General features: G+C 52.9%; 13 protein-coding genes. All 13 read right to left on the bottom strand.

Features of this window, described 5'->3' with window-relative positions; translation table 11 throughout:
- Positions 1–46 precede the first annotated feature (46 nt).
- Complete coding sequence (rpoB, locus tag NTH01S_RS03890) at positions 47–4,219, bottom strand: DNA-directed RNA polymerase subunit beta (protein ID WP_068169716.1); 4,173 nt, start codon at positions 4,217–4,219, stop codon at positions 47–49.
- 242 nt (positions 4,220–4,461) lie between these two features.
- On the bottom strand, positions 4,462–4,833 hold the full coding sequence (rplL, locus tag NTH01S_RS03885; RefSeq protein ID WP_068169712.1) for a 50S ribosomal protein L7/L12: 372 nt from the start codon (positions 4,831–4,833) through the stop codon (positions 4,462–4,464).
- Between the two features lie 67 nt (positions 4,834–4,900).
- Positions 4,901–5,425, bottom strand: a complete 525-nt coding sequence (rplJ, locus tag NTH01S_RS03880; RefSeq protein WP_068169709.1) for a 50S ribosomal protein L10 — start codon at positions 5,423–5,425, stop codon at positions 4,901–4,903.
- A gap of 325 nt (positions 5,426–5,750) precedes the next feature.
- Entirely contained in the window at positions 5,751–6,443 is a 693-nt protein-coding gene (gene rplA, locus NTH01S_RS03875) for a 50S ribosomal protein L1 (RefSeq protein WP_068169705.1), read from the bottom strand.
- Positions 6,444–6,447: 4 nt separating this feature from the next.
- A complete protein-coding gene (gene rplK, locus NTH01S_RS03870; RefSeq protein WP_068169702.1) occupies positions 6,448–6,882 on the bottom strand; it encodes a 50S ribosomal protein L11 in 435 nt (144 codons plus the stop codon).
- Positions 6,883–6,988: 106 nt separating this feature from the next.
- Positions 6,989–8,581, bottom strand: coding sequence for an efflux transporter outer membrane subunit (locus NTH01S_RS03865; RefSeq protein ID WP_068169699.1), 1,593 nt, complete (start codon positions 8,579–8,581; stop codon positions 6,989–6,991).
- Complete coding sequence (locus tag NTH01S_RS03860; protein WP_245642140.1) at positions 8,581–9,846, bottom strand: efflux RND transporter periplasmic adaptor subunit; 1,266 nt, start codon at positions 9,844–9,846, stop codon at positions 8,581–8,583. The genes NTH01S_RS03865 and NTH01S_RS03860 overlap by 1 nt, the downstream gene beginning before the upstream one ends.
- Complete coding sequence (locus tag NTH01S_RS03855) at positions 9,843–13,010, bottom strand: efflux RND transporter permease subunit (RefSeq protein WP_068169696.1); 3,168 nt, start codon at positions 13,008–13,010, stop codon at positions 9,843–9,845. Before NTH01S_RS03855 ends, NTH01S_RS03860 begins: the two co-directional genes overlap by 4 nt.
- A gap of 200 nt (positions 13,011–13,210) precedes the next feature.
- Entirely contained in the window at positions 13,211–14,632 is a 1,422-nt protein-coding gene (locus NTH01S_RS03850; RefSeq protein WP_068169693.1) for a HAMP domain-containing sensor histidine kinase, read from the bottom strand.
- On the bottom strand, positions 14,619–15,341 hold the full coding sequence (locus tag NTH01S_RS03845; RefSeq protein ID WP_370664297.1) for a response regulator transcription factor: 723 nt from the start codon (positions 15,339–15,341) through the stop codon (positions 14,619–14,621). The genes NTH01S_RS03850 and NTH01S_RS03845 overlap by 14 nt, the downstream gene beginning before the upstream one ends.
- 54 nt (positions 15,342–15,395) lie before the next feature.
- Positions 15,396–16,580 carry a DNA recombination protein RmuC gene (locus NTH01S_RS03840; RefSeq protein WP_068169689.1) on the bottom strand — a complete coding sequence of 395 codons (1,185 nt, stop codon included), beginning with the start codon at positions 16,578–16,580 and terminating at the stop codon, positions 15,396–15,398.
- 367 nt (positions 16,581–16,947) lie between these two features.
- Entirely contained in the window at positions 16,948–18,138 is a 1,191-nt protein-coding gene (locus NTH01S_RS03835; RefSeq protein ID WP_068169868.1) for a BaiN/RdsA family NAD(P)/FAD-dependent oxidoreductase, read from the bottom strand.
- A 68-nt stretch (positions 18,139–18,206) separates the two neighbouring features.
- Positions 18,207–18,875 carry an FtsZ-binding protein FzlA gene (gene fzlA, locus NTH01S_RS03830; protein WP_068169687.1) on the bottom strand — a complete coding sequence of 223 codons (669 nt, stop codon included), beginning with the start codon at positions 18,873–18,875 and terminating at the stop codon, positions 18,207–18,209.
- Positions 18,876–18,956 lie beyond the last annotated feature (81 nt).

The raw sequence follows: 18,956 nt of genomic DNA, 5'->3' as shown, positions 1-18,956 counted from the left end.
CGGACAGGTCAAAATTGTATCGTGAAGTGAAGCTACGAAGCACGGATCAGGATTCCCCCTGCTCCAGCTCGACATTCAAGCCGAGCGACTTCAGTTCCTTGATCAGAACGTTGAAGCTCTCCGGGATACCCGCTTCGAAGTCATCTTGCTCACGCACGATAGCTTCATAAACCTTGGTACGACCAGAAACGTCATCCGACTTCACCGTTAGCATTTCTTGCAAGGTGTAAGCCGCACCGTATGCTTCCAGTGCCCAGACCTCCATCTCACCAAAACGCTGCCCACCGAACTGCGCCTTACCACCCAGCGGCTGCTGCGTAACAAGCGAGTATGGACCGATCGAACGTGCGTGGATTTTATCGTCCACAAGGTGATGCAGCTTCAACATATAGATGTAGCCAACCGTCGTCTTACGCTCGAACGGCTCACCTGTACGACCATCAATCAGCTGAGACTGACCGGATGTATCCACACCAGCTTTTGCCAGCATGTCTTCAATATCCGGAATGGACGCACCGTCGAAGACTGGCGTTGCGATTGGCAAGCCCTTGCGAAGGTTATTCGCGAGTTCAACCAACTGCTCATTCGGAAGCGTAGCGACATCCTGCTCGAAAACAGCATCGCCATAAACTTCACGCAGACGATCCAACAGATCTTGCTTACGCTCACCCGTACGCTGATATTCATCGACCATTTCGCCGATGCTGGCGCCGATATTCGCACAAGCCCAACCCAGATGGGTTTCAAGGATCTGCCCGATATTCATTCGTGACGGCACGCCGAGCGGGTTCAGAACGATATCGACCGCCTGACCGTTCTCCAAGAATGGCATGTCTTCCACAGGAACAACGCGGGATACAACACCCTTATTCCCGTGACGACCCGCCATCTTATCACCTGGCTGAAGCTTACGCTTCACAGCAACGAAGACCTTAACCATCTTCATTACGCCCGGTGGCAGCTCATCACCACGCTGCAGCTTCTCAACCTTGTTGTCGAAGCGTGCATTGATACGACGAACCGCTTCATCGAACTCAGCGCGCAGCGTTTCCAACTCCGCCGTAACTTCGTCAGAAGATACAACGATGTTACGCCACGTCACCTTCTGGTGTTCGTCAAGCAGTTCAGCCGTAATCGGCGTACCCGTACGGATACCCTTGAAGCCAGAACCTGCCGTTTGACCGACCAGACGCTCACGCAGACGGTTATAGAAGCTACGCTCCTGAATGCCGCGTTCGTCGTCACGGTCCTTCGTCAAACGCTCAATTTCAGAGCGTTCGATTGCCATCGCACGTTCGTCTTTATCCACGCCACGACGCGAGAAGACGCGCACGTCAACAATGGTACCACTCGTTCCAGGCGGCAACTTCAGAGACGTATCACGAACATCCGAAGCCTTTTCACCGAAGATAGCGCGCAGAAGCTTCTCTTCTGGCGTCATCGGGCTTTCACCCTTCGGCGTTACCTTACCGACCAGAATATCACCCGGATTAACTTCTGCCCCGACATAGACGATACCCGCCTCGTCGAGGTTACGCAGAGCTTCTTCACCGACATTCGGAATGTCACGCGTGATTTCTTCTTGGCCAAGCTTGGTATCACGAGCCATGACCTCAAATTCCTCGATATGGATCGAGGTAAAGACGTCATCACGCGCGATGCGCTCGGAAATGAGGATGGAATCCTCAAAGTTGTAACCGTTCCATGGCATAAACGCGACGAGCACGTTACGGCCAAGTGCCAGATCACCCAGATCAGTAGACGGACCATCAGCGATAATATCGCCAGCATGAACCGTGTCACCAACCTTCACCAATGGACGTTGGTTAATGCAGGTGGACTGGTTAGAGCGCATGTACTTACGCAGACGATAGATATCAACGCCCTGCGTTGAACCTGCATCATCCGTCACGCGAACAACGATACGCGCACCATCGATTTGATCAATGACACCCTTACGCTTCGCAACGATCGTCGCACCGGAATCGCGCGCCACAGCGGATTCCATGCCCGTACCAACCAGCGGTGCATCTGCACGTACCAGCGGCACAGCTTGACGTTGCATGTTCGCGCCCATCAGTGCACGGTTCGCGTCATCGTTCTCAAGGAACGGAATCAGCGCAGCAGCGACAGACACCAACTGCTTCGGCGAAACGTCACAAGCGGTCACTTGCTCCGGCGGAACCACACGGAAGTCACCAGACTTACGAACGGAAACCAGTTCATCCGTCAGTTGACCATCAGCATCCTGCTTTGCATCAGCCTGAGCAACGACCAGCTTCTCTTCCTGCATCGCAGAAAGATACTTCCAGCCGTCCTGCAGAACACCGTCCTTAACCAGACGGTAAGGTGTTTCGATGAAGCCGTATTTATTCACCTTCGCGTAGGTCGAAAGTGAGTTAATCAGACCAATGTTCGGGCCTTCAGGCGTTTCGATTGGGCAGATACGACCATAATGCGTTGGATGAACGTCACGAACTTCAAAGCCTGCGCGTTCACGTGTCAAACCACCCGGACCAAGCGCTGAAAGACGACGCTTATGCGTCACTTCAGAGAGTGGGTTGGTTTGATCCATGAACTGGCTAAGCTGTGACGAACCGAAGAACTCACGCACGGCAGCAGCAGCAGGCTTAGCATTGATCAAGTCATGCGGCATGACCGTATCAATGTCGACAGAGCCCATACGCTCACGGATAGCGCGCTCCATACGGAGCAGACCAACGCGATACTGGTTTTCCATCAATTCGCCCACTGAACGAACACGACGGTTACCCAAGTTATCAATATCGTCGATCTGACCACGACCATCCTTCAGGTCGCACATGATCTTAATCGTGCGCAGGATGTCTTCTTTACGCAGAACACGCAGCGTGTCCGGCGTTTCAACATCCAGACGCATGTTCATCTTCACACGACCAACTGATGACAGGTCATAGCGGTCATTAGCAAAGAACAGGCCATGGAACATGGCTTCTGCCGTTTCCTTGGTCGGCGGCTCACCCGGACGCATGACGCGGTAGATATCAATCAGCGCTTCATCACGGCTCGTGTTCTTATCAGCAGCCAGTGTGTTCCGGATCCATGGACCATGCGAACCGTCAACAGCCAGCGTCGGCAGTTCCGTGATCCCCTGCTCTTCCAGCGCTGCCAGACGGTCTTCCGTCAGCTCATCGCCGGCTTCGCCGTAGATTTCACCCGTATTCTCATTCACTAAGTCATACGCAAGGAAGCGGCCGAGCACATCCAAACGACCAACCTGCACAACGCGGGTTTTCTCAGCGATCTTACGCACCATACGGCCCGTCAGCTTCGCATCAGCTTCAGCGACGACTTCACCCGTATCGGCATCCACCAACGGGCTCAGCAACTTCAAGCCACGGAATGCTTCTGGCTCGAACGGACGCGCCCAAGAATCACCCTGACGGGTGAACGGCACCATTCCGTAGAAGTAGTTCAGGATTTCATCCTGATCCATACCCGCGATGTCGAGCGAATCAACATCACCGCCTTCAGCTTCTTTTGCTGCGCGCTGTGCGATATAATTCTCACCTGCCAGCGCATAAAGCAACGTGGTGACAGGCAGCTTACGCTTACGATCAATACGAACGTAAATCAGGTCCTTAGCATCGAACTCAAAGTCGAGCCATGAACCACGGTAAGGGATCACACGTGCTGCGAAAAGATATTTACCAGAAGAATGCGTCTTACCCTTGTCGTGATCAAAGAACACGCCCGGGCTACGATGCATTTGAGACACAATGACACGCTCTGTGCCATTGATGATGAAGGTACCATTATCGGTCATGAGCGGCATATCGCCCATGTAAACCGGCTGCTCCTTCAAATCATGAATGGAGCGTGACCCTGTATCTTCATCGATATCCCACGTCGTCAGACGCAGGATCACCTTCAACGGAGCTGCAAATGTCAGGCCACGTTGAATACATTCTTCGACGTCGTATTTCGGCTCTTCGAATTCGTAGGAAACGAAATCCAGACGTCCACGGCCCGCAAAATCGTTGATCGGGAAGACCGAACGGAACACTTCTTGAAGCCCGGCTTCTTGCCGCGCGTCAGGACTCACGTTCATCTGCAGGAACGCTTCATACGAAGCGCGCTGCACATCGATCAGATTGGGCATCGGCGCGATTTCGGGGATACGCCCGAAACTTTTGCGGATCCTCTTGCGTCCCGTGAACGATTTGGCGATCGCGTTCATCTATTATTGCCCTCTGCACCAGACCTTCGGGGCGCCCGGATAGAAGTCAGGAAAACCCACTTCCCTGACGGGCGACCGGAACGACCGGACCAAACTGGTTATCATTAACGTGGCGAGTCGCGCACTATACGCGAAATTTTCGCCAACGGCAAATCGGGCGGGAACCGTATACGATTCCCGCCCCGTCCGTCTGCTTTCGCAGAAATCGCTCCCCCAAGAGGAGAGCGATCCAGTCGAGTTAATTACTTAACTTCGACCTTTGCACCAGCTGCTTCAAGAGCGGCCTTGATCTTTTCAGCTTCGTCCTTAGACGCGCCTTCCTTAACGGTCTTCGGTGCGCCTTCAACCAGGTCCTTAGCTTCCTTCAGACCCAGACCCGTGATGCCACGGATTTCCTTAATGACGTTGATCTTCTTGTCACCAGCAGATGCCAAGATAACGTCAAATTCGGTCTTTTCTTCAACAGCAGCAGCAGCAGCAGCCGGAGCAGCAGCAGCAGCAACTGGAGCAGCAGCAGAAACGCCCCACTTCTCTTCGAGAAGCTTGGACAGTTCAGCAGCTTCGAGAACGGTCAGAGCTGACAGCTCTTCAACAATCTTTGCCAGGTCGGCCATGGTTTTCTTCCTGTGTAATGCACTAGTGTCGTGGTAAAGGACCTACGCCGCAGCGTAAATCCAACTCTTAGGCGGCTTCCGTGTCGCCGGTCTCGGCATAGGCGCCAAGAACGCGAGCAAGCTGGCCAGCCGGCGCTTGAGTGATACCTGCGATACGCGTAGCTGGCGTTTGGATCATACCAACCAGCTTTGCACGCAGCTCATCAAGCGACGGCAGTTCGGCAAGAGCCTTGACCCCATTGACGTCCAGCGTCTGGGAGCCGAGAGCGCCACCGAGCACTACCAACTTTTCGTTCTTCTTGGCGAACTCGACGATAACCTTAGCCACTGCTACTGGATCTTCAGACCACGCAAGCGCAGTCGGACCCTTCAGCAGAGGTACGATACCGTCGAATTGGGTCCCATCCAGAGCGCGGCTGGCCAGCCGGTTCTTCGCAACCTTATATGTCGCCCCTACAGCCCGAATCTGGCGACGCAATTCCGTCACATCAGCAACCGTCAAACCCTTATTCTGGGTGACGACTACCATTGACGTGCTTGCGAACACCTCGGCGAGGAACGAGACAAAGGCCCGTTTTTCCGTGCGGTCCAAAACCAGTCTCCTCGTCAGTCTGATCGAAATCAGACCCGGTTACCCATGGAGTAGCCCCACTTAAAAGCAAAACTACTCCGCTCGCCTGTCCAGCCAAGAGCGTTCCAAGTGCATTGCAGCCTAAACTACATAAGACACTGACGCCCCATCTGACGCTCGCGGCTTCAAGCCCTTTAGGACACCTCGCTTAAGCAAAGTATCACGCGCGATCTTGGACAGGTTGGGAAGCAACACCCGAAAGCATCGCCCCCTACGCCACCACACCGAAGTGCGGCGTCATTCTAAACCGAGGGAGAAAAACCCCCTCGGCAAACTCAAGCGAAAATTACGCCTGGAAGCTGGAAACGTCCACACGGACGCCCGGACCCATCGTAGAAGACAGAGCAGCCTTCTTCAGGTAGGTACCCTTCGCACCAGTTGGACGTGCCTTTTGAACAGCGTCAACCAGAGCGTTGATGTTCTCAACCAGCTTTGCTTCGTCGAAAGAAGCCTTACCAACACCAGCATGGATAATACCAGCTTTTTCAGCGCGGTATTCAACCTGACCGGACTTAGCAGCCGTGATAGCACCCTTAACATCCATCGTTACCGTACCGAGACGTGGGTTCGGCATCAGGCCACGTGGACCAAGGATCTTACCAAGACGACCAACCAGAGCCATCATGTCAGGCGTCGCAATGCAGCGATCGAATGCAATTTCACCAGCTTGAATCTTTTCAGCCAGATCTTCTGCACCAACAACTTCTGCGCCAGCAGCCAAAGCTTCTTCAGCCTTAGCACCACGCGCAAACACACCAACGCGCAGTGTCTTACCCGTGCCATGCGGCAAGGAGATCAGACCGCGAACCATTTGGTCCGCGTGACGCGGGTCAATACCAAGGTTCAAAGAAACTTCGATCGTTTCGTCGAACTTTGCCTTTGCATTACCCTTAACCAAAGCAACCGCTTCAGAAAGTGCATAAGGCTTGTTACGCTCAACAGTAGCTTGAGCAGCCGTCAGACGCTTGTTCTTCGCCATGATATCAGCCCTCCACCACATCGAGACCGATTGACTTAGCAGAACCCGCAAGCATGCGAACTGCACCATCAATGTCGTTAGCGTTCATGTCCTTGAACTTCGTCTCAGCGATTTCACGCAATTGAGCCGTCGTTACGGAACCAACTGAAGCAGCCTTACCAACCGTCTGGCTACCCTTAGAAATCTTTGCAGCTTTCAAAAGGAAGTAGGTGTTTGGCGGCGTCTTCGTGATGAAGCTGAACGTACGGTCTGCATACGCGGTGATAACCACCGGGATTGGCATACCTGGCTCAAGACCTTGCGTCTTCGCGTTGAACTCTTTGCAGAACTGCATGATGTTCAGACCGCGTTGACCCAGTGCTGGACCGACTGGTGGTGACGGATTAGCTTTACCCGCCGGGATCTGCAGCTTGATGTAGCCAACAACTTTTTTGGCCATATCCGGGACTCCCCTAATATTGCGTTCCCGAACCGCGGTGGTACGGAGTCGCTTAACGCAACTCCTCCCGCGTTCGAATTGAGGGGGTCCCCTAGACTATATTACCCTAGTGGGTCAACCCCCTTAGATCATTCTGTTGAGGTGTATCATGATTTTCCACACCACCAACAGCTTTAGGTGTCCGCAAGTTGTTATATTGCAGCACACCAAATGGGTTAATTTGTCCCATCTTTGGCAAAGAATCTGCCTGCCAACCACCACCAAGCGCCCGCATCAAACGAACACTCGCCTGAACCTGAGCCGTCTGCACACGGACTAGTGACAAACGCGCCTGCAAAGCATCTTGCTGAGCGACCAAGGCATCAAGATAGTTCGACAAACCACCCGTATAGAGTGACATGGTCATATGTTGAGTGCGTAACGCCGCATCAACAGCCTTTCCTTCTTGCTCTTGCGCCGTACGATATTGCACCGTCTGGGTCAGACCATTCTCCACATCCCCAAATGCAGACAACACCGTAGAACGATATTCATCTACACTCTGGCGATACTGAGACCATGCCCGCTGCAACGCAGCCCGACGTAAACCACCCGTAAAGGCTGGTTCAACAGCCTGCACCGCAATGCGCCAAAACGCATTTGAGATACCACCAAGGTCGAACCCGGCATTCTCAAAACCACCGCTCGCACTAATAGAGATATCCGGATAAAAAGCAGCCCGGGACACACCAATAGCCCGTGAGGCAGCGGCCATCCGGCGTTCAGCCGCAGCAATATCTGGCCGCCTCTGAAGCAATGTTGAAGGCACACCCGCATTAATCGGCACAACACCAAAATGCAGCCGTACATCATTCACCGGCGCAATATGAAACGCTGCAGGCGCTGTGTTCAACAACACCGCCATTGCATTCTCAATCACTTGCCGTTGCGCCACAATCCGCGACTGAGACGACATCGCAGAATAAAGCTGGTTTTCAGCACGAGAGACATCGAGCCCCGCGCCAATAGCGCCTTCTTGACGCAAGCGTGTAATTTCTACTGCCGTCTGGAAATACCGAATGGAGTCACTATACACTTCATTCTGCGCATCGAGACCGCGTAAAGTCACGTAATCACTGGCGAGCTCTGCCTCTAGGCTGAGCTTGGCCTGCGCGTAATCAGCTGCTGTCGCCTGTGCGAGGTTCTTTTCCATCCGCGTTGAGTTACGGATCTTACTCCAAAAATCCGGCTCCCACGTAGCAGCACCGCTATAAGCCTCATTCGATTCATAAGCGAATGAGGAACTCTCCCGGTTATTAAACAAGCGGCCCAGAGACCCCTTGTTATCACTCATATGCCCACTACCCACAAGTTGCGGATAAAGCTGACTTTCCGCCTCACGCGCCATATCACGTGCTTGCGTAAATGACTCAGCTGCGGCTTGCAGGTCCGGGTTAACGTTCAGCATCCGTTCTTCAAGGCCATTCAAAATGGGATCATGGAAAACTGACCACCAATTTCCGGGCAATGTTGAATCGGCTGGCCGTGCATCCACCATAATGCCTTTGCCATGCCACCCATCTGGGTACAGAAAAGTTTGCGGTTGGTATTGCGGAGCCAAGTCACACGCACTTAACCCCAAGGTCAGAGCCGCAGCCAATGAAATACCGCGTGCCCCATACTTATCACGCCAAAAGCGCGCCTCTTTTACCTTGCGCATCACCGGCTACTCGCCTCTGCTGGGTTCGCATCATGCTCACGCTCTGCCCGGTGGTCTTCTTCAATTTGCGCCTTTGTCGGCGCGTTATAACCCGGCGTAGAGTTCACAACGCGGACCTGATCGCCCTCAAGCATATCCGCGGTTGGGTTCGCCACGATCTGGTCATGCGCTGAAATACCGCTCAACACCTGTACCGTCGTACCGAAATTCGTACCTACCGTTACAGACATCAGATGAATATGCCCATCGACCACTTTCGCCACTTGCATACCCTGCGCCCGAAATAGCAAAGCACTTTCTGGCACAATCAAGATATTGGGGTCACCTGGTGCTGTAATATGCGCCGTTGCGTAGGAATTCGGCCACAGTAAATTCTCATCATTGCCAATGCTGAGTTCCGTCGTCACCGTACGCGTTGCGGCATTAAACGCATTCGCTGATGCAAGATACGTCGCTAAGAAATGACGGCCAGGATATTGCGGTACGGTCAGCTGCGCCGTAATTTTGGGCGAGATAACACTCGCAAAATCCTGCGGCACGGACACGAACACACGCATACGGTGCGTATCCGCCACCGAGAATAGTTCGGACGCTGCACCGCGTGAGTTCACATTACCACCGCCAGCATTCACGTAGTCCCCCACATTGACCAAGCGTGATGTTACGATCCCATCAAACGGCGCAACAATCCGCTTAAAGTCTTCCAGTGCTTGGAAACGATCCACGTCATGCTCTGCGGCTTCCAATTCCGCTTTCTGCGCGGCAGCATTGGCGGCCTGAACGTCCACTTCCTGGCGTGAGACAGCCTGCGTATTTTTCAGTGCGGTCCAACGATTGGTCGTAATAACGGCTAGTTTATAACGGGCCAAGACCACATTATAATGCGCTTTCGCAGCCGCATATTGCGCATCAATACTCGGAGTATTGATCTCAGCCAGCAAGTCCCCCTGCTTCACATGTGCGCCATAATCTTTGTACCACATTTTCACATAGCCAGAGACCTGAGCATAAATCGGCGCTTCATACCAAGCTGCCAAGTTTGCTGGGAGATCAACCTCACGGGTTTTCGGCCCGGCTTGCGGCATAATCAACGATACCGGCGGAGCTGAGACTTCCTCCGTCTCACGCGCCACATTCGCGTGATCGGCCATGCGCCCAAGAATACCCCAAATCGCGATGACCAGAGCGATCAAGACGACAATGACAAAAATGAGCTTTCCTCGTGGCCCGAACACGCCTGAGCCTTGTTGCGTAGACTGGTTCACGCGTGATCTCCTTCCGGCGCGGTCGGCCGTTTGTAATGTAGTAGAGCAAAAACACAGGGGACAAACAGCAAGGTGGCGATAGTCGCGACCAACAGACCACCAATCACGGCTTTACCCAACGGAGCATTATCAGAGTTACTAATCGACATCGGGATCATCCCGATCATCATAGCAAGAGCCGTCATCATCACAGGGCGAATACGCTCATACCCAGCTTCCAAAGCTGCCTTAAGCGGATCACCATGCTTATCCAACTGCTCACGCGCAAAGGACACGACCAAGATGGCGTTCGCCGTCGCGGTCCCCATGCACATAATCGCACCCGTCAAAGCCGGAACGGACATTGCCGTATGCGTTAAGAAGAGCGACCAAGCAATTCCCCCCAACGCCCCCGGCAAGGCCGTGATAATAACAAACGGGTCAAGCCATGACTGAAAGTTTACAACAATAATCAGATAAACCAATGCAATAGAGAGCGCCAAACCTGTCAGCAACTGCACATACGCATCATTCATTGTCACCGCTTGGCCACGTACAACCATGGTCGCTCCATGCGGCAAATACTTACGCTCTTCTGCCACAACACGATCAACCCCGCGTGACAGACTACCCAAATCCACACCTTCAGGCGCTGCATAAATATCAACCACCGGCATGATGTTATAATGCGCAACTTCAGCAGGCGTGCCCGATTGTACAATATCCGACAAAGCCCCCAAAAGCTGCGGGGTTTGGTTCAATGGATTACCATCCCCTTTATCAATCGGCACAATCTCCAGTTCATTCAAGGTCTGCAGATAATTCGCAGGTGTTTGGACATCAATGAGCTGTGACGTACCCTGTGAGTTCAGATAGTATGTCTGCCCAACCTGCGCACTGCCCGAGAGCGTGACCAAGGCATTCAGCGCAACATCGCGCTGCGTAATCCCTGTCCCCAAAGCAAAACTACGGCGGTTATTAACCAAGAGCGTCGGCTGCGTCATTGGCTCTTGAACCGACACATCCGTAATACCCGGAACATGCCTTAACTTCTGCGCCACCTGCGTTGCGAACGTGAAGTTTTTTTGCAAATCACGCCCGACAATCTGCACATCAATCGGTGATGGCAACCCGAAGTTCAGGATCTTCGCCGTCAAATCACCCGGTTGGAACGTAAAGATCGTTCCCGGGAACGCATCACTCAAACCACGACGCAAGGTCTGCCTATATTCGGAAATCGGACTTTCATCATTCCGCAATTGCAGTGTGATATCACAATCCTGCGCCCCGGTTGTTGGGGATGGTACCATCGCTTGGTTCAACTGACTAAAGGGCAAACCACAATTATTCACAACGTTAACAATCTGCCCTGGCAAGAGACGGTGCATACGCTGCTCAACCAAGCCTGCGATTTTGCCGGTTTCTTCAATACGCGTACCAATCGGGGCACGCATATGCATCTGAATCGTTCCAGACTTAATTTCTGGGAAGAAATCCTGCCCAACAAAGAAGAGCAGACCAAGCGACGCCAAGGCCGCAAAAAGAAACAGCGCGACAAAACGACCACGAATTTGGATCAAGCCAGCCAAAAGCCCTTGATACGCCTCTCGGAACGCCATGAAGCGTCGTTCAAATCCACGCTGGAAACGTCCAAAAAAACCCGGCTTACGGTGCGCATGCTCAGGATCACGATGAGCAGCTACTTGTGCAGGCAAAAGCCAATTCGCCATCGTTGGCACAAGAGTTCGTGACAAAATAAACGAGGCTATCATCGCAAAGATGATCGCTTCAGCCATCGGCATGAACAGCCAGCCAGAAATGCCGGTCAGCTCAAACAACGGCAACCACACGATACAAATACAAGTCGTCGAAACGAAGGTTGGAATGACAATCTGATTAGCCGCGTCAATAATCGCGTCTTCCAGCTCTTTTCCGGTATCCAAATGCGCGTCGATGTTTTCGATCATCACCGTCGCATCATCCACAAGGATACCGACAGCCAAAGCCAAACCACCCAGCGTCATCACATTGATCGACTGCCCCGCGATGCTCAACCCAATAATCGAGCATAACATGGCCAAGGGAATTGACGTGGCCACAATCACCGTGGAGCGCCATGACCCCAAGAACAGAAGCACCGTCAAGCTGGTTAAGATAGCAGCCGTAACCATCTCACGCAGAACGTCAAAAACGGAATCCTTCACGAAGCCGGAAGCATCCGTCAAAATGTTCATGCTCGTCCCTGCGGGTAGGGTAGACAGAACCTGTGGCAAAAGCTTTTTCACACCACTTACGACAGACAGGGTCGACGCATCACCACTTTTGAGAATGACGATCAAAACCGACTGATGCCCCTTCACCAGCACTGCATTAATCTGTGGCGGTCCACCCCGGTGCACCCACGCCACATCACGCAAATAGATCACCGAATTCCCGACCTGCTTAATCGGCATACGGTTAAAGCTGGACAGATCAATCGGCGCTGAGTTGGTTTTCACCATCCAGTCAAAACCGCCGACCTTCTGGTCACCAGCAGGTAAGACGATGTTTTGACGGTTCAGCGCATTCGCCACATCTTCAGGCGATAAACGGTGAGCCAACAGCTTTACCGGATCAATATCGACCATGATATCTGGCGCCAAACCACCATACGGGTTTGGAATGGCGGCACCGGGTACAGACACAAGTTCAGGCCGGATCAAGTTGGACGCCATGTTGTAAATTTCCGAGCCTGACATGCTCGGATTATTCACTTGTAGCGTCAAAACCGGGACTGAAGAGGCATCCAACGCCAGAATAAGCGGGGGCGTTGCACCTGTCGGCATTTGCTTAATAACCGTCTGCGAAACGGAAGTAATTTGCGTCTGCGCAACGGCTGTATCTGTTCCCGGCTGGAAAAAGACACGAACAATACCACGACCGTAATATGAGGAGCTTTCAATATGCTCAATGTTACTCACGGTCGCCGTGAGCGAACGCTCATAATAATAGACCATACGGCCGGACATATCTTCGGGCATCAAACCCGTATACGCCCATACAATAGCAACAATTGGGATTTTAATCGAAGGGAAAACGTCTGTCGGCGTTGCAATAATAGCCTTGACGCCGAAGATCAAAATCATGATCGACAAGACGACAAAGGTATAGGGCCGCTTTAGCGCGGTAACAACAATCGCGTTCATACGGCTTTAACCTTCCATAGACCAAACTGGGAGCAGATCCCTTTAGATTGGCCTAAGGCGAACATCTCGTCATTCATGATCCGTCTCAACGGGCTCTCCTTACACAAGCCCCTCAGACATATCGTAAGAACACGATGCGACAAGCAAAATTGAATTTAGTTCTTTGCCAAACCCCTAATTTCACGAAAATATCACGTCACTTATGTGCCATTCTCCATGCCATTCTCCGCAGCAGCAGCCTCAAAGACCAGAGTAAAGACGGACCCCGGATAATGATGACCTTCCTGATAAGCCTCAATTGTCAGAGTCGCACCGTGAAGATCCAAAATAGCGGAAACAAGACTTAACCCCAGACCGCTCCCCGGAATATGCCGGCTCTTGTCAGAACGGTAAAAGCGCCCCAAGACTGCGCCGCGTTCCTGCTCAGGAATACCAATACCCGTATCAAAAACTTGTACCGATATTTTATGATCCGCTTGTCGCTCAACGCGCAGCCCAACCTCGCCGCCTTCTGGGGTGAATTTAATGGCATTATCCACCAAATTTGCCAAAACCTCACTCAAAAGGTCCGCGTCCCCATAGAGAAGAGCTTTTGATGTCAGGCCGTCCTGATGCAACGCAATGCCCTGTGTCTCCGCAATGGGCTCATATAAGTCCACAATACCTGCAACGACCTCCGTTAAGTCCGTCATCGCAAAGCCCGCGCGCCGCCGGCCATTCTCAAGCTCCCCGATACGCAAAAGAGCGGTAATAATCGAAAAACATTGATCGAGATCCTGCGTTGCACGCTGAATCACCGCATTTAAATGCTCCACATCCTCCGATCCTGTCACGCGCTCTAAGGACGCCCTAACGCGGGCTAAAGGCGTCCGCAAATCATGTGCAATGTCATTCCCGACATCTCGGATCTCATCCAGAAGGTGCTCCAAACGATCCAACATCCGGTTTACAGCACTGGCGAGACGCTCAATATCATCCCGCTCCCGCCCTACCGGAAGGCGCTCTTGCAAATCCCCGCCCATAATCCGCACAATCGCTTCGCGCATTTCCTTCACACGCGCCAAAGCACGATGGCTCAAGAAAATACCCGCCAATAATGCAAATAAAACAATCGGGATAACCGACATAAGCGCCGATCGCTTGGTGATATAGCGTAGCTCATCCGCCATATGCATTGAGCGGGCTAATACTAGAACACGCCCATCCGAATGTCCGTCCCGATCTGGCACACGCACCGCCATAAAGCGCATCTCAAACGGACGATCCTTACGTGGCACAACCCAGAGACGCTGCGCTTCAGGTGAAACCTCCAAGCCCTCCGGCCATGTATGAATATCACCCACAATAGGCTGATGCATCAGATCAAACAGCGCAGCACCGTTCAAAATAACGCGAAGATCCGTCTTCGTACGGTCACGAACAGCATCTTCTAGCTCTTCTGGTGTTTCTTGCACCAGAAGAGCCGCTTCACGCTTTAAAAAATCTGTAGAGCGGGCGCGCTCATAATTCGTCATTTGCCCGTAAACGAGCATAAACTGGAGCAAAACGCCCGCGATAATGGCGACGACAAAGGCCAGCGTCAGCCGGAACGTCGCCGTCCGAAAAATATCAGTTTGGAACACGCAAACTGAACCCAGCGCCACGGATACTTTGAATCAACGGCGCCTCACCCGGCACATCAATCTTGCGACGCAGCTTACCGATATGCACATCCACCAGATTGGTCTGCGGTACAAAGCGATAGTTCCACACATCTTCCAAGAGCATGGTCCGCGTCAAAACAGCTCCGGGGCGGCGCATCATATATTCCAACAAACGGAACTCTCGCGGCAGCAGGTCCACTTCACGCCCTTCACGAAAGACCTTGCGTTCAATCAGGTCCATCTCAATCGGGCCAACCCGCAAAACCGTTTCACGGCTATCCGTCGGACGGCGCAGCAGTGCTTCAAGGCGTGCGGCCAACTCTTCCATGGCGAAAGGCTTCGTCAGGTAATCATCACCACCCGCCTTCAAGCCATTGACACGGTCATCTACAGCAGACAGCGCGGACAGAACCAAGACAGGCGTCATAATCTGCTCACGGCGTAGGCGCTCAATCACGCTCAAACCGTCCAGCTCTGGCAGCATACGATCCACTACCATCAGATCATAACGGCGAGAGATCGCTTCATCCACGCCCTCTAACCCAGTGCTCGCACGCGTTACGCCGTAACCACGCGCCTCCAATTCCGCGACAACTTCCGCCGCGATGCTATCATCGTCCTCGATCAGCAGCAGCCGGATCGCAGGTTCGGATTGGCGGAGTACCGCCTCATGACTTTCAGCAGACATCATCATACCTCCCCACATGAGCCGTAACGCTTGAAGTTCCCATTAAAAACGGGGTTAACCTTCAGCATCACTCATCTCAGTTCCGTCAAGCGCACGCAATTTACGCCCCAGAACCCGTGTGCGACGCCGGGCTTCTTCAATCGTACTGCCCATCGTTCCAGCATTACGCTGCAACTTTTCCAACACTTCATCCATACGCAACATTTCTTGTCGCGTCGTGCCCAAAAGAGAAGCTATGGTTTCAGTCCGCTCCTCAAGGGCCAAAGTAACATAACCTAGATGCACCGTACGCAACATAGCCGGTAACAAAGAAGGCCCCATGATCAGCACACGGTGCAGGCGTCCTATCTCATCAATAACACCCGGCATCCGAGAAATTTCAGTGTAAAGCCCATCCGTAGGCACATATAAAACCGCGAATTCCACCGTAACGGGTGGACGAATATACTTAGAAGCAATCTTCCGCGCTTCTGCCTTAATCACGACTTCCAACTCACGGCGGGCGGCCTTCTCCCCCATCACATCAGAGGCTTCTGCTGCGTTTAACAAACGCTCATACGCCTCCGTTGGAAACTTACTATCAATCGGCAAATAAGGTGGCGCTTCACTCCGCACAGGCATACGGACTGCAAATTCAACACTTTCCAGCCCCTCCCCTACGCGGAAATTCGTCTCATAACTGCCTTCCGGCAGAACATCATCCAACAAAGCACGACACTGCGCCTCGCCCCAGCCTCCTCGGGATTTTACATTAGAGAATAAGCGCTTTAGGTCTCCGATCTGCGCGGTCACACTCGACACTTCACCCAAAGCTTTTTGCATTAAGCCAAACTGCTCAACCACACGCTGAAAGCTTGTTTGCATTTGCTTTTCAACAGCACCATGCAATTGCTCATTCACCGCAAGACGAATACGCTCGATTTGCCGGGCTTGCCCATCGGACATATTCCGCAGCGCTTCTGACAATAGCAAGCGATTATCTGCCTGATCTTGCCCCACACGCTGCGTTACTGCGGCCAAACGCTCTGTTGTTTCTAAACGCAGCGCATCTAAGCGCCCAGAAAGCGCCCGCTCAATATCCACAAGATGCTGGCGCTGATACTCCGCATCACGTGCCCGCTCATCTGCTTCACGATCAAAAAACAGCGTAAAATCTTGCTGCCGTCCGTTTTTCGTCAACGCCAAAACAGCAATTACCAAAGAAATAAACGCAACAATCCATGGGAGCATGGAAATCATACTGACTACTCTAACGTTATAATAAGCCGCTTCCGACCCACCACCCTAGAGAAGAACATAAAGAAAACAACCCGACAGCCCCCTTACCGCTGCCCGGCACTTCCACCGCTCCACCCACTAGCCTGCTCACACGAACACGGCACAGCAAACGGCACCTTCATCGGAGGCTTGCAAGTATAAATGCCCGCTTGGCACCCTGCCCCATTGACAGCCATAGGCCCCCCTGGACCGGACACCCCACCTCCTTCACATGCCGCCAATAACAAGCAAGACGCACACCCCAAAACCACAAGCGCGCTCTGTTGTACGATACGAAACACAACGACCTCCGCATGATTCAGACACAACAAAGCGCACCAATGAAATCTTATGGCATAATATCCGGCACCGCCGCATTGGCTTGAGCGCGCGCCACAATGCCACGCCCAGCAGCAACACCACTAGACCATGCCCACTGGAAGTTATGTCCACCCAGCCAGCCCGTCACATCAACTGCTTCACCAATAACGAAGAGGCCCGGTACTTTTCGTGCTTCCATCGTCTGCGAGGATAAATGCTTCGTATCAATACCCCCTCGCATAACCTCAGCCTTAGCATACCCCTCAGTCCCTGAAGGCATCACACTCCACTGCCCTACGCGCTCCGCCAAAGCCTTCAGAACACGATCTGGGACATTGGCCAGTTCGGTACGCATCATCTCTTGCGGGAAGCCGTCCACAATCGAGCGCGCCAAACGTGTCGGCAGGAACTCCAAAAGTGCTGGCGGCTTTGCACGTGGTCGTGAAACCTTTAAGGCCTGAAAGTCAGCCAACAGATCACGGCCCGGCGCGAGGTTAAACATGACCGGCGCATTACGATCCCAATACGATGAGATTTGTAGTACTGCAGGCCCCGAGATACCACGGTGAGTGAAGACTAACCCGTCTTCAAAGCGCACCGCCTTGCGTCCCGTCCGCTCATTCTGTGCCGAGGCGATAACAGGCACAGATACACCCGCCAATGCCGGATCGCTTTCCGCTATGCATAGCGGCACAAGCGCAGGATCTGTCGCGGTTGATGAAAGACCAAAACTCTTCGCAACACGTAAAGAGAGATCACTGGCACCCAGCTTCGGGATTGATAGTCCCCCCGTAGCCAGCACAACAGACTGCGCCGTAATCTCACCTTCAGACGTCAGAACCCGGAACTCCGCGTCATTACGCTGCACTTGGTCAATTTTAACGCCAAAGCCAAATTCGACATGAGCAGCCTCTGCTTCTTGCATCAACATCGCCACGATTTGGCGTGCTGAACCATCGCAAAATAACTGCCCACGCGCCTTTTCATGCCACGCAATACGATGCCGCTCGACCATGGCCAAAAAGTCTTTAGCCGTGAACCGCGCCAATGCTGAACGTGCAAAATGCTTATTATTAGACAAAAAGCACTCTGGCTTCGTTTCCAAATGGGTGAAGTTACACCGACCACCACCCGAAATGAGAATTTTACGCCCCGGTTCTGCACCATGATCCAGCACCAAAACACGCGAACCACCACGCGCAGCAACCGTTGCGGCCATCAGGCCCGCAGCACCTGCGCCCAATATAACGGCGTCATATTGGGAAGAAGAATGTTGAGTCAAAGGTCTTAAAAATCCAAATTCGCATAATGCGCAGGCGGCACAATACCGCTCATACGATCCGACAGAAGCCCACGGAAACACGGGCGTGACTTTACCCGAGCATACCATTCTTTAGCGGCTGGCGCCTTAGACCATGTAATATCCCCGATGAAGTCCAAGGACGACAAATGAGCCGCTGCAGCAAAATCAGCAATACTGATAGACTTCCCAGCCAACCATGAACGCGTTTCTGCCAACCAACTGATATAATCGAGGTGGAAACGTAAGCCTCCATAGCCTGCCCGCAGCGCATTCCCATCTGGATGCCCACGGCCATGCAAACGCTTATCGACTTTCTCACCCAAAAGATTCTGGGTCACTTCCGCCGCAAAGCGTGTTTCAAACCAATCCAACAGACGGCGAACTTCCACGCGCTCCGCCAACGTCCGCCCCATTAATGGGGTATCTGGATACGCCTCATCCAGATACTCGCAAATAACGCGCCCCCCCGGAACAGCAAGTCCGTTTTCCTCGACCAGAACAGGCACTTCACCTGCGGGGTTCAACGTTAGAAAATCTTCGCGCTGTTCCCATACCCGCTCAACAGCTAGGTCAAATGGCAAACGCTTCTCACTGAGAGCGAGACGAACCAGCCGGCATTGCGGCGACAGTGGAAGGTGATGCAGAATACGCATACGTCTTTACTAGACCACTTCCGGTTCGGAGGAAATCACTGTGTGCACTTTATCAGCACAGTCTTCATCTGGCAGTGTGAA

The organism is Neokomagataea thailandica NBRC 106555 (assembly GCF_001598495.1).
In the GTDB taxonomy this organism is placed as follows: domain Bacteria; phylum Pseudomonadota; class Alphaproteobacteria; order Acetobacterales; family Acetobacteraceae; genus Gluconobacter; species Gluconobacter thailandicus_A.
This window is presented reverse-complemented; position numbering and strand designations above follow the sequence as displayed.

Bases quoted from the DNA above. Each gene is read 5' to 3' on its own strand.
- rpoB (WP_068169716.1), bottom strand. From the start codon at position 4,219: ATGAACGCGATCGCCAAATCGTTCACGGGACGCAAGAGGATCCGCAAA.
- rplL (WP_068169712.1), bottom strand. From the start codon at position 4,833: ATGGCCGACCTGGCAAAGATTGTTGAAGAGCTGTCAGCTCTGACCGTT.
- rplA (WP_068169705.1), bottom strand. From the start codon at position 6,443: ATGGCGAAGAACAAGCGTCTGACGGCTGCTCAAGCTACTGTTGAGCGT.
- rplK (WP_068169702.1), bottom strand. From the start codon at position 6,882: ATGGCCAAAAAAGTTGTTGGCTACATCAAGCTGCAGATCCCGGCGGGT.
- NTH01S_RS03865 (WP_068169699.1), bottom strand. From the start codon at position 8,581: ATGCGCAAGGTAAAAGAGGCGCGCTTTTGGCGTGATAAGTATGGGGCA.
- NTH01S_RS03855 (WP_068169696.1), bottom strand. From the start codon at position 13,010: ATGAACGCGATTGTTGTTACCGCGCTAAAGCGGCCCTATACCTTTGTC.
- NTH01S_RS03845 (WP_370664297.1), bottom strand. From the start codon at position 15,341: ATGTCTGCTGAAAGTCATGAGGCGGTACTCCGCCAATCCGAACCTGCG.
- NTH01S_RS03840 (WP_068169689.1), bottom strand. From the start codon at position 16,580: ATGATTTCCATGCTCCCATGGATTGTTGCGTTTATTTCTTTGGTAATT.
- NTH01S_RS03835 (WP_068169868.1), bottom strand. From the start codon at position 18,138: ATGGCCGCAACGGTTGCTGCGCGTGGTGGTTCGCGTGTTTTGGTGCTG.
- fzlA (WP_068169687.1), bottom strand. From the start codon at position 18,875: ATGCGTATTCTGCATCACCTTCCACTGTCGCCGCAATGCCGGCTGGTT.